Source organism: Pseudomonas sp. W17, from assembly GCF_040268305.1.
Taxonomy (GTDB): Bacteria; Pseudomonadota; Gammaproteobacteria; order Pseudomonadales; family Pseudomonadaceae; genus Aquipseudomonas; species Aquipseudomonas protegens.
Map to the genome: position 1 here is coordinate 2,173,458 of NZ_CP158490.1, position 12,276 is coordinate 2,185,733.

Here is a 12,276-nt window from a genome sequence, read left to right on the forward strand (position 1 = left end):
GGGTTTCCTCACTCCAAGGCGACGACAGGTTGCACGCAAGCCGCGAGCAGGCGCTTGATCTCCGGCACGCAGGAGCCACATTGGCTGCCGCAACCCAGTTGCTGTTTCAGTTGTTCCATATCCAGGCCTTGCGCGATTCCGGCGCAGACCGCGCTGTGGCTGACGTTCCTGCAATTGCACAAGATGCGTTCCCGTTGTCCGCCCAGGCCGCTGGCGTCTGGCGGTGCACTCATCGGCGCCAGCAGCCAGCGCCTTAGTTGTTCATCGGCGCGGCCTTGCTGCCACAGCTCGTGCAGCCAATGCTGTGCCAGGGTTTCCCCGGACAAACGGATGGCGATAATTCGCCCCTGTTCGATCCGCACTCGCTTGCCGATGGCCCGGCGCAGGTCGTCGTAGGCCAGTACCGGGCCTGTGTCGAGCTGCAATTGCCGGTCGATGGCCTGAAGCAGTGCCGCTTGTGGTGCTTGCGCATGGGCGGCGCGAATCACCAGTGCCGGGCGCTCGCGACCGGTCAGGCTGAGGCTGACATAGGCCAGAGCCTGGCAAAGAGGGCGCAGGGCCCGGAAATGCGCCTGCACATCACCTTCAATCAGCACGAACAGTTGCCAAGGCAGTAGCACCGGTTCCAGGCGCACGCCGCTGTGCTTGAGTTCCGGCTGTTTGGACAAGGGGTCGAAGGCGGGCTGGGTGACGGCATTGACCCCGCCCTTGAGGAAGCGATCGCCGAAGTGCATGGGCAGGAAGGCTTGCCCGGGGCGCACGCTGTCATCGCCGGTCACCGCCACGATTACGCTGCCGCGCCGGCTCTTCAGGTTCACCAGTCCTCCATCTCGCAGGCGTTGGCGCCGCAGTTCGTCCGGATGCAGGCTCAGCAAGGCTTCGCTGACATGGCCGAACAACTGCGCCGCAGTGCCTGTACGGCTCATGCCGTGCCATTGGTCGCGCAGGCGGCCGGTGATCAGGGTCAGGGGGAAGCGTGCGTCCCGCTGCTCCTTGGCTGCTACATAAGGGTCGCTGACAAAACGCGCACGGCCATTGGCGGTGGGAAAGATCCCGTGTACATACAGGCGCTCAGTACCCTGTGTCGCGCCTTCAGGGAAGGGCCATTGTTGTGGGCCGAGGCGGTCGAGCAACTCGTGGCTGAGGCCGCTCAGATCCAGGTCGCGGCCGCGGGTCAGGCCCTTGTATTCATCGAACACCCGGGCGGCGCTATCGAAGGCAAACAGGCTCGGCAGGCCGGGGCGCAGGAATCGCTCCAGGCGTTGAGCAAAATCCACGGTGATCGCCCAATCCGCTCGGGCCTCGCCGGGGGCGGCAACGGCCTGGCGGACATGGGAAACCCGGCGCTCGGAGTTGGTCACCGAGCCTTGTTTTTCGCCCCAACTGGCGGCTGGCAGCAACAGGTCGGCGAATGCCGCGGTTTCGGTGGTGGCAAAGGCTTCCTGCAGAACCACGAAAGGGCAGTTCAGCAGCGCCTCGTGCACTCGGTTCTGGTCCGGCAGGGATTGCGCCGGGTTGGTGCAGGCGATCCACAAGGCCTTGATGCGGCCGCTGCGCATCTGTTCAAACAGCTCCATTGCGCTCAAGCCAGGGCTGGCGGGCAGTTGCTCCACGCCCCAGTAGGCGGCGACTTCGGCGCGGTGTTCCGGGTCGGCAGCCTCGCGGTGTCCAGGCAGCAGGTTGCTCAAGCTGCCGGTTTCGCGCCCACCCATGGCATTGGGCTGACCGGTGAGCGAGAAGGGGCCTGCACCGGGGCGGCCGATTTGCCCGGTGGCCAGGTGCAGGTTGATCAATGCACTGTTTTTCGCGCTGCCGGCGCTGGACTGGTTCAGGCCCATGCACCACAGGGACAGAAAACTTGGCGCATTGCCCACCCACTGGGCGCATTCCTGCAATTGCTCGAGGCTGATGCCGCACAGCTGGGCCACCATCGGCGGGGTGTAGTCGCGGACCAGGGCCTTGAGCTGCACCAGGCCCTCGGTGTGTTGCTGGATGAAATCCCGGTCGATCCAGTCCTCCCACAGCAGCAGGTGAAGGATGCCGTGAAATAAAGCGACATCTGTGCCGGGCAAGATCGCCAGGTGCAGGTCAGCCAGGTCGCAAGTGTCGGTACGACGCGGGTCGATCACTATGACTTTCATCTGTGGGCGTTGGCTTTTGGCCTGTTCCAGGCGACGAAACAACACCGGATGGGCGTAGGCCATGTTGCTACCGACGATCATCACGCAGTCGCTTTGCTCCAGATCCTCATAGTTGCACGGCGGCGCGTCGGCCCCCAGGCTGCGCTTGTAGCCCACCACCGCCGAAGACATGCACAGCCGGGAATTGCTGTCGATGTTGTTGGTGCCCACCAGGGCCCGGGCCAGTTTGTTGAAGGCGTAGTAGTCCTCGGTCAGCAGTTGCCCGGAAATATAGAACGCCACGCTGTCCGGGCCGTGCTCGGCGATGGCCTGGGCGAACACCCCAGCGGCATGTTCCAGGGCGCTGTCCCAGTCGCAGCGGTTGCGGGCCAGGGCCTTGCCCAGGCGCAGTTCCGGGTACAGCGCGCGGGCCGCGTGGTCGCCGGTCAGGTGCAGGCTGGCGCCCTTGCTGCACAGTTTGCCGAAGTTGGCCGGGTGCGTCGGGTCGCCACTGACCCCGAGAATATGTCGGCCGTCATGCTCGATCAGTACCCCGCAGCCGACCCCGCAGTAGCAGCAGGTCGAGGCCGTGCTCTGGCGCTCCATTACCCGGCATCCTGCAGGGCCAGCAGCACCCGGCCGCTTTCCACTCGGGCCAGATGCTGGTGGGCGCAGCCGTGGTCTGGGGCCTGGGCCTGCCCGGACTCCAGATCGATCTGCCAGTTGTGCAGCGGGCAGGCTACCCGTTTGCCGTAGATCAGCCCCTGGGATAGCGGCCCGCCCTTGTGCGGGCAGCGATCGTCGAGAGCGAAGACTTGATCATCGCTGGTACGAAAAATTGCGATATCGCCCTTGGGGCCCTTGATGATGCGCGAGCCCAGGGTGTTGATTTCTTCCAGGGCGCAGATATCCAGCCAGTTCATGCCGGCACCTCCAGTTGTTTTACGGGGATCGACTCGAACTCTTTTTTCAGCTGCGGCTCGGCCAGGCGCTGTTGCCATGGGTCCTGCTCGAAGGACAGGGAGAACTGCAGGCGCTCGTTCAGCGCCTTGCGCCGTTCGGGGTCTTCCAGCACGGCCTTTTTCACGTGTTCCATGCCGACCCGTTGCAGGTAGTGCACGGTGCGTTCGAGGTAGAAAGCTTCTTCGCGGTACAGCTGGAGGAAGGCGCCGTTGTATTCGCGCACTTCTTCGGCGGTCTTGAGCTTGACGAAAAACTCCGCCACCTCGGTCTTGATCCCGCCGTTGCCGCCGATGTACATCTCCCAGCCCGAATCGACGCCGATGATGCCCACGTCCTTGATCCCGGCTTCCGAGCAGTTGCGCGGGCAACCGGAGACCGCCAGCTTGACCTTGTGCGGCGACCACATGTTGAACAGGTCGTGTTCCAGCTCGATTCCCAGCTGGGTGGAGTTCTGCGTGCCGAAGCGGCAGAACTCGCTGCCGACGCAGGTCTTCACGGTGCGGATGGATTTGCCGTAGGCGTGGCCGGACGGCATGTCCAGGTCTTTCCAGACTCCGGGCAAGTCTTCCTTGCGGATGCCCAGCAGGTCGATGCGCTGGCCGCCGGTGACCTTGACCATGGGCACCTGGTACTTGTCGGCGACATCGGCGATGCGTCGCAGCTCGGACGGATTGGTCACGCCGCCCCACATCCGCGGCACCACCGAGTAGGTCCCGTCTTTCTGGATGTTGGCGTGGGCCCGTTCGTTGATCAGCCGCGATTGCGGATCGTCCCGGGCTTCCCCCGGCCAGGTGGAGATCAGGTAGTAGTTCAGCGCCGGACGGCAAGTGGCACAGCCGTTAGGGGTGCGCCAGTTGAGGTAGCTCATGGTGCCGGCGATGGTCAGCAGGTGCTGGTCGCGGATCGCCTGGCGGATCTGCCCGTGGTTCAGGTCGCTGCAGGCGCAGATGGCTTTTTCGCTTTTCGGCTTGACGTCCGCCGCGCCGCCCACGGTATTGATCAGGATCTGTTCCACCAGCCCGGCACAGGAGCCGCAGGAGCTGGCGGCCTTGGTGTGCTTCTTGACCTCGTCGACGCTGAACAGCCCCTGTTCCTGAATGGCCTTGACGATGGTGCCCTTGCACACCCCATTGCAGCCACAGACCTCGGCAGTGTCGGCCATGCTCATGGCCTTGTCCTGGCCCTGATGGCCGACGTCGCCCAACGCGTTCTCACCGAACATCAGGTGGTCGCGGATCTCGCCGATGGCCTGCTGCTCGCGGATCTGCCGGAAGTACCAGCCGCCATCCGCGGTGTCGCCATACAGGCAGGCGCCGACCAGCACGTCGTCCTTGATCACCAGCTTCTTGTAGACCCCGCCAATGGGGTCGGCGAGGGTGATGGTTTCGGTACCGTCGCCACCCATGAAATCCCCGGCGGAAAACAGATCGATGCCAGTGACCTTCAACTTGGTGGACGTCACCGAGCCCTGGTAGCGGGCGAAGCCCAGTTGGGCCAGGTGGTTGGCGCAGACCTTGGCCTGTTCGAACAACGGCGCCACCAGGCCGTAGGCGATACCGCGGTGGCTGGCGCACTCGCCGATGGCGTAGATGCGCGGGTCAAAGGTTTGCAGGGTGTCGTTGACCAGTATCCCGCGGTTGCAGGGCAGGCCGGCCCGTTCCGCCAGCTCGGTGTTGGGACGGATGCCGGCGGCCATCACCACCAGATCGGCGGGGATGATCTCGCCATTCTTGAACTGCACCGACCCGACCCGACCATTGCCGGCATCGATCAGGGCCTGGGTCTGTTCGCACAGGCGGAACTTCAGGCCGCGGCTTTCCAGGGCGTTTTGCAGCAACTGGCCGCTGGTCTGGTCCAGTTGTCGCTCCAGCAGCCATTCGCCGATATGCACCACGGTCACATCCATGCCGCGCAGCTTGAGGCCGTTGGCGGCCTCCAGCCCCAGCAGGCCGCCGCCGATCACCACCGCATGGGTGTGAGTCCTGGCCGTGTCGATCATCGCCTGGGTGTCGGCAATGTCGCGATAGCCGATCACCCCCTGCAGGTCCTTGCCGGGAATCGGCAGGATAAAGGGCGTGGAGCCGGTGGCGATCAGCAGACGGTCATACTCGGCTTCGCTGCCGTCCTCGGCGATCACCCGGCGCCTGATCCGGTCGATCTCTACCACCTTGCGGTTGAGCAGCAGCTTGATGTGGTGGTCCAGGTACCAGTCCAGGTCGTTGAGGACGATGTCCTCGAACGTCTGTTCACCGGCCAGCACCGGCGACAGCAGGATGCGGTTGTAGTTGGTGTGGGGTTCGGCGCCGAAGACCGTGATGTCGTACAGCTCATCGCTCAGCTTGAGCAGTTCTTCCAGGGTGCGGACCCCGGCCATGCCGTTGCCGATCATCACCAGTTTGAGTCTTTTCATGGGCTTCTCCGGAGCTCAGGCAGGGTCAGTGACGCCTGGCTCGACAAAATGCGCGCAAACAAAAAAGGCGTCCCGTCAGTGGCCTGACGAGGACGCCTTTGTCCGATCCCGTTCTCTCGGGAAGCCTGCCTTCGTCGTTGAAGGCCGGGCTTTATGTCTGTTGCCTGACGCAATGCAGCGCCTGTGCCAAGTGGCCGAGGTGCTGGTTTTATTGAGCTTTGATGAAGGTTCTGTGCGTGCTGATCTCGGCTGTTGCACTGAATTGAGACGCTATGCCCTGTTTCGGCTCTTTGTGGCAGATCGGGTCGCGTTTGGATCAACGGCTCCTAGGGACGCAGGGGCCTGAGGTTTGTCGGGAGTTTGAGGAGCAAGGCCACCCACCCGATGGCCTCAGTGATGCAGCAGTGACAGCAACAAGATCAGGTTGAGCAGCAAGGCGAGCAGGGCGATGCCGCGCCAGACTTTCAGCGGTTCGCGTTCCAGTAATGGCCGCGATCTGGTGCTCAAGCTACGGCGTTCGCCCTGTTCCAGCGCCAGCAGCCATTCTTCGGCAGTTTCGTAGCGCTGTGCCGGATCGGCATTCACCCCGCGCTCCAGGCTTTGTGCCAACCATTCCGGCAGGTCCGGGCGGTAGCGGCCGGGGTTCGTCGCTGCGCCGAAACGCGGGCGCTGGAAGGCTTCGATCTCGCCGTGGGGGTAGTGCCCGGTCAGCAGGTAGTACAGGCTGACGCCTACCGCATAGAGGTCCTGTTGCGGGCCGGGAGGTTCACCGTCGAAGGCTTCCGGGGCGATAAAGCTCGGGGTGCCGGGTAGCAGGTGTGCCGGGTCCGCCGAGAGGCCGGGGCAGTACGCCAGGCCGAAATCCAGTACCCGCAGTTCGCCATCGTCCCCCAGCAGCAGGTTGTCCGGTTTGATATCCCGGTGCAGGATCTGCCGCCGGTGCAGCAGACCGATTGCGCGTAGCAGATGCTCGGCCAGGGGCTGCCACTGGGCCAGGGGCAAGGGGCCGTTCTGGCGAAGCAGTTGTGCCAGGGTACGGCCCGGGTATTCGCGCATCAGGTAGTACAGGTGCTGGCGTGAAGTTGCGCTGTGTACCTGGGGAAAGTGACGCCCGGCAACGCGGCGCAGCAGCCATTCTTCGCATAGCAGTCCCTGGCAGGCCGTCAGGTCGTTGTGCAGGGCCGGGGGCAAGGTCTTCAGCAGCCAGGTTTGTTGCTGTTCGTCGTGTACCCGATACAGCAAGGCCTGCTGGCTGTGGCTGAGCAATGCCTCGACTTGCCAGCCCTCGAAGCGCTGGCCGGGTTTCAGCGGCGGCGGCAGGGGCCATTGCTGCAGCTGCAGCAGGGCGTCACCGAGGCTGCTTTCGCCGAGCTCATCGACTCGCACCAGCAGCGCGCTGGCGTTGTCCTGGCTGCCGGCCAGGTGGGCGGCGCGGACCAGGGTCTGTACAGCGCTGTCCGGGTCCGTCTGGTCACGCAGAATGGCAGCGATGGCGCTGTCGCCCAGGGTGGCCCAGACTCCATCGCTGAGCATCAGGAAGCTTTCGCCCTGGCGCAGTTCGCCGTCGAGGAAGTCCAGCACCAGATGTTGGTCCAGGCCCAGGGCACGCTTGAGCACATGCTGCATGCCCGGTTGCTCCCAGACGTGGTCCTGGCTGATGCGTTGCAACTGCTGCCGGTGCCAGCGGTAGACCCGGCAGTCGCCGACATGGGCCAGGGTGAAGCGCCGGCCCCGCAACACCAAAGCGCTGAGGGTGGTGAGCAGTGGCTGGCCGCCGCCGTTGGCCTGGAGCCAACGATTCTGGGCGACCAGCAGGCGTTCCAGGGCTTGGGCCACAGCCCAGGTTTGCGGGGTGGCGTAGTAGTCCAGGGCCAGGGCCTGCACGCTTGAACGGGCGGCGAGGCCGCCGTCGGCGCACTGGCTCACACCGTCGGCGATGGCGAACAACAGGCCTTTGCTTGCGGCCAGGTCCGGCGCCGGGGTGACCCGGCGCAGGGCGTCCTGATTTTCCGCCCGCGGTCCGGTGGCGCTGGCCTCGGCGTGGCTCAGTTGCAGGCCCATGACTCCCTCAGACCCGCGCCGCAGTCACGGCGGCGGAGCCCCAGGTGGTTCTCCAGCGGCGCTTGACTCCGTGCAGGCCGAACCAGGCCAGGACCCCGAGACTGGCGAACAGCCACAGCGCCAGTTGATAGCTGCCGGTGCTCTGCTTGATCGCACCCATGCCCGCCGCCAGGGCAAAACCGCCGATGCCGCCGGCCATGCCGATCAGCCCGGTCATGACCCCTATTTCCCGGCGAAAGCGCTGCGGCACCAGTTGGAATACCGCGCCATTGCCTGCGCCGAGACCGAGCATGGTGCAGACGAACAGCGCCAGCGCCGCATAGGAACTGGGCAGGTTGAAGCCCACGGCGGCGATGCACACCACCGCCACGCTATACATGCCGAGCAAGGTGCGGATACCGCCGAAGCGGTCCGCCAGGGCTCCGCCCAGGGGCCGCATCAGGCTGCCGCCGAAGACGCAGGCGGCGGTGTAGTAGCCAGCGGAGATCGGGCTCAGACCGTACTGGTCGTTGAAGTAGCCGGGCAGGGCGCTGGCCAGGCCGATGAAGCCGCCGAAGGTCACGCTGTAGAAGAACATGAACCACCAGCTGTCACGATCACCCAGGGCCTTGAAGTAGTCGGCCATGGACTTGGCCTGGGGCCGTTGGGGGGCATTCTTGGCGAGCCAGGCGAACAGCGCCAGGGTCACCAGCAGGGGAATCAGGGCGAGGCCGAACACATTGCTCCAGCCATAGGCCGCTGCCAGTACCGGTGCCAGCAGGGCGGCGAACACCGTGCCGGAGTTGCCGGCGCCGGCGATGCCCATGGCCTTGCCCTGGTGCTGCGGCGGGTACCACTGCGAGGCCAGGGGCAGGGCCACGGCGAAGGAAGCCCCGGCCATGCCGAGGCATACCCCCAGCAGCAGCGCCTGCTCATAGCTGTGGATGCCCAGCTTCCAGGCCATGAACAGCGCGCCGATGACGATCACCTGGCCGATCAGGCCGGCGGTCTTGGGTGACAGGCGATCGGCCAGCAGGCCCATGATGAAGCGCAGCACTGCGCCGGCGAGGATCGGCGTGGCCACCATCAGCCCGCGCTGTTGGGTGCTCAGGTGCAGATCGGCGGCGATCTGCACTGCCAGGGGCCCTAGCAGATACCAGACCATGAAGCTCAGGTCGAAATACAGAAAGGCCGCGAACAGGGTTGGGGTGTGGCCGGATTTCCAGAAGCTTGAATTCATCGCGCACCTCAGCTGATAAGAGTCGTTGGAGTCGTCATGAGCTTGCAGGTGGAGCGCCGCCACGGCCGCGCCACCGACCCCGGTCAGTGGGGCCAAAACGAAAAAACGTCGGCACCCGGCTCGTTGAGGGCGAGCAGGGCGCGCGACGTCTTTGTCGTAGGTGGGGCAACCGCCGTTGGTTACCGGTGTGGAGCTGATAGCAAGAGCCGCGCCAACCTGCGGCCGATGCTGGCTCGCATGGGCTGGTTCGCTGTAGGAGCTGGCTTGCCAGCGAAGGCACCCTCAAGACTGGCGCAAGGTTCAGAGGCCTATTCGCCGGCAAGCCGGCTCCTACGGGGCGCAGGTCAGCCCAGCAGATCCTGCATGGCGATGATCTGTTCCGCGACCTGGATCAGCTTCTGCTGTTTGCTCATGGCCTGGCGACGCATCAGGGTGTAGGCCTGTTCTTCGTCGCAGTCCTTCATCTTCATCAACAGACCCTTGGCCAGTTCGATGCGCTTGCGCTCGGCCAGTTGCTGGTCCCGGGCCTGGAGTTGCGCGCGCAGGGCCTGGTCGCTTTCAAAGCGCGCCATGGCCACGTCGAGGATAGGCTGCAGGCGCTGGACCTGGATGCCCTCGACGATGTAGGCGCTGACCCCGGACTTGATCGCCTGGCGCATTACCCCCGGATCGTGTTCATCGGTGAACATCACGATGGGCCGGGGTTGATCGCGGCTGACCAGCACCACTTGCTCCATGACATCGCGGCTGGGTGACTCGGTATCGATCAGGATCACGTCCGGACGCACTGTTTCGACGCGGCCCGGCAGGTCGATGGTCAGGCCGGATTCGTCAATCACCTCGAAACCGGCTTCGCTGAGGGCGGCCTTGAGCCTTCCGACTTTTTTCGCGGTGTCGTTGATCAGCAGGATACGCAGCATGTTCGCGGGCTCCGATCAGCGCTGGGCAACAAGGGGAGGGGTGCCGTTCATCGCATTCAGGCGGAAGCTGCGGGCATAGGCGGCAGGCTCAGAGCCGTCCCACACCTTGCCATCGATCAACTGGCTGCTGCGCATGTCCTGGCCCCAGGCGGCGATGCCCAGCGCGGTGGCGGCTTCGCGGTATAGCTCCAGCTGCTGCACGTGGCGAGCGACGCCCAGGTAATCCGGGTCTTCCCGCAGCAGGCCCCAGCGCCGGAACTGGGTCATGAACCACATGCCGTCGGACAGGTAGGGCAGGTTGACGGCGCCATGATGGTGAAAACGCAGGGCGTGGGGGTCCTGCCAGCGATTGCCCAGGCCGTCGGCGTAATCCCCCAGCAGCCGCGGCTCGATGCAGTCCAGCGGTGCATTCAGGTAATCGGCAGCGCTCAGCAACTGGGCGGTGCTGCGGCGGTTTTCCGGGCTTTGCTCGATAAAGCGGCTGGCTTCGAGAATCGCCATCACCAGGACCCGGGCGGTGTTCGGGTATTGCTCGACGAAGGCGCGGGTGCAGCCGAGGACTTTTTCCGGGTGATCCGGCCAGATCGCCTGGCTGGTGGCCAGGGTGAAACCCTGATCCTGCTGCACTGCACTGGCGCTCCAGGGTTCGCCGACGCAGAACCCGTCGATGCGCCCGGCCTGCAGATGAGCCACCATCTGCGGTGGCGGCACCACTACGCTGTCGACATCCTGCAGCGGGTGGATACCCTGGCTGGCCAGCCAGTAGTACAGCCACATGGCGTGGGTACCGGTGGGGAAGGTCTGGGCGAAGGTCAGTCGTGCCCGGCTTTGGTGCACATGGCGGTCCAATGTCTCAGGGCTGGTCACCTTGAGGGCTTGCAGTTCCCGGGACAGGTTGATGCTCTGGCCGTTCTGGTTCAGGCCCATGAGCACTGCCATGTCACAGGGGTTGGTGCCGCCGATACCCAGGTGTACCGCGTAGATCAGTCCATACAGGCTGTGGGCGGCGTCCAGCTCGCCGCTCACCAGCTTGTCCCGCAGGCTGGCCCAGGAACTCTGGCGCTTGAGGTTCAGGGTCAGGCCGTAGGGTTGGGCGAAGCCTTGAGTGGCGGCGACCACCACTGAGGCGCAATCGGTCAGGGCCATGAAGCCCAGGTCGATGGCGGACTTTTCCGGGGCATCGCTGCCGTTGACCCAGGCCAGCGGGGTGTTGGGGAGATCGGTCATGACGTGGCACCTTGCATAAAAAAGCGTCGTACCCGCCGACCGGGTGAGGCCGGGGCGGGTGACGACGCCATTGTCCTGGGACCTCAGCCGCCCTTGGCCGAGGTCTGCATGCACATGAGAGTGCAAGGCATATGCCAGCCCGGCGGGGATTTCACTTCGCGCCTCGCCTGCAAGCCCCGGGGCCGGCTATAATCGGCGCCCTATTTCGCCGCCAACCGAGTTCATCCCGCCCATGTATACCCTGGCCCGCCAGCTGTTGTTCAAACTCTCCCCGGAAACCTCCCACGATCTGTCCCTGGACCTGATCGGCGCGGGCGGGCGTTTGGGCCTTAACGGGCTGTTGTGCAAGGCCCCGGCGCAGATGCCGGTCAAGGTCATGGGCCTGGAGTTTGCGAACCCGGTAGGGCTGGCTGCGGGCCTGGACAAGAACGGCGCAGCCATCGACGGCTTCGCCCAATTGGGGTTTGGTTTTGTCGAGATCGGCACCGTCACCCCACGCCCGCAACCGGGCAACCCCAAGCCGCGGATCTTCCGCCTGCCTCAGGCCGAGGCCATCATCAACCGCATGGGCTTCAACAACCTGGGGGTCGACAACCTGCTGGCACGGGTCGCGGCCTCGCAATACAAGGGCGTGCTGGGGATCAATATCGGCAAGAACTTCGACACCCCGGTGGAGCGGGCGGTGGATGATTACCTGATCTGCCTGGACAAGGTCTATGCCCATGCCAGCTATGTCACGGTCAACGTCAGCTCGCCCAATACCCCGGGCCTGCGCAGCCTGCAATTTGGCGAGTCGCTCAAGCAACTGCTGGCGGCCTTGAGCCAGCGCCAACAGGAACTGACTGCGATCCACGGCAAGCGTGTACCGCTGGCCATCAAGATCGCTCCGGACATGAGCGACGAGGAAACCGTGGAAGTGGCCCGCGCCCTGCTTGAAACCGGCATGGATGCAGTGATCGCCACCAACACCACTTTGAGCCGTGAAGGTGTCGAAGGCCTGGAGCACGGCGCCGAGGCCGGCGGCCTGTCCGGCGCACCGGTACGGGAAAAGAGCACCCACACGGTCAAGGTACTGGCTGCTGAACTGGCCGGCCGTTTGCCGATCATCGCCGTGGGCGGCATCACCGAAGGCAAGCACGCGGCTGAGAAGATCGCTGCGGGCGCCAGCCTGGTGCAGCTGTATTCGGGGTTCATCTACAAGGGGCCGGCGCTGATTCGCGAGTCGGTGGATGCCATCGCGGCCATGGGCTGAGAGGGAAGGACAGCACGCGGGCATAAAAAAGGGCTCCTCGAAGGAGCCCCTGGGCCGAAGCCCGCCGCCCGGATGGGGCGTGCGTGGTTAAGTCGTCATCTATT

8 protein-coding genes are annotated in these 12,276 nt (G+C 64.8%); 1 reads left to right on the forward strand and 7 read right to left on the reverse strand.

The genetic code is table 11. The features are described from left to right. Positions 1–8: 8 nt before the first annotated feature. From ABCR88_RS10125 to ABCR88_RS10155, 7 genes are all read right to left on the reverse strand, one after another. Positions 9–2,726 (reverse strand): nitrate reductase, encoded by a 2,718-nt coding sequence (locus ABCR88_RS10125; RefSeq protein ID WP_258718323.1) that lies wholly within the window; start codon positions 2,724–2,726, stop codon positions 9–11. Then, on the reverse strand, positions 2,726–3,043 hold the full coding sequence (gene nirD / locus ABCR88_RS10130) for a nitrite reductase small subunit NirD (protein WP_015634753.1): 318 nt from the start codon (positions 3,041–3,043) through the stop codon (positions 2,726–2,728). The genes ABCR88_RS10125 and nirD overlap by 1 nt, the downstream gene beginning before the upstream one ends. After that, positions 3,040–5,493, reverse strand: a complete 2,454-nt coding sequence (gene nirB / locus ABCR88_RS10135) for a nitrite reductase large subunit NirB (protein ID WP_041116864.1) — start codon at positions 5,491–5,493, stop codon at positions 3,040–3,042. The genes nirD and nirB overlap by 4 nt, the downstream gene beginning before the upstream one ends. Positions 5,494–5,883: 390 nt before the next feature. After that, positions 5,884–7,554 carry a bifunctional protein-serine/threonine kinase/phosphatase gene (locus tag ABCR88_RS10140; RefSeq protein WP_041116865.1) on the reverse strand — a complete coding sequence of 557 codons (1,671 nt, stop codon included), beginning with the start codon at positions 7,552–7,554 and terminating at the stop codon, positions 5,884–5,886. 7 nt (positions 7,555–7,561) lie between these two features. Further along, positions 7,562–8,773 carry a nitrate/nitrite transporter gene (locus ABCR88_RS10145; RefSeq protein WP_041116866.1) on the reverse strand — a complete coding sequence of 404 codons (1,212 nt, stop codon included), beginning with the start codon at positions 8,771–8,773 and terminating at the stop codon, positions 7,562–7,564. Positions 8,774–9,117: 344 nt separating this feature from the next. Further along, positions 9,118–9,693 (reverse strand): ANTAR domain-containing protein, encoded by a 576-nt coding sequence (locus tag ABCR88_RS10150; RefSeq protein ID WP_041116867.1) that lies wholly within the window; start codon positions 9,691–9,693, stop codon positions 9,118–9,120. Between the two features lie 15 nt (positions 9,694–9,708). Beyond that, the gene (locus tag ABCR88_RS10155) at positions 9,709–10,920 is read right to left on the reverse strand and encodes a CmpA/NrtA family ABC transporter substrate-binding protein (RefSeq protein ID WP_041116868.1); all 1,212 of its coding nucleotides are present in this window, start codon (positions 10,918–10,920) and stop codon (positions 9,709–9,711) included. Positions 10,921–11,152: 232 nt separating this feature from the next. On the opposite strand from ABCR88_RS10155, the gene ABCR88_RS10160 reads away from it, so the two are divergent. Next, positions 11,153–12,172: a quinone-dependent dihydroorotate dehydrogenase gene (locus ABCR88_RS10160; protein WP_011060197.1), complete on the forward strand. Its 1,020-nt coding sequence runs from the start codon at positions 11,153–11,155 to the stop codon at positions 12,170–12,172. Positions 12,173–12,276 lie beyond the last annotated feature (104 nt).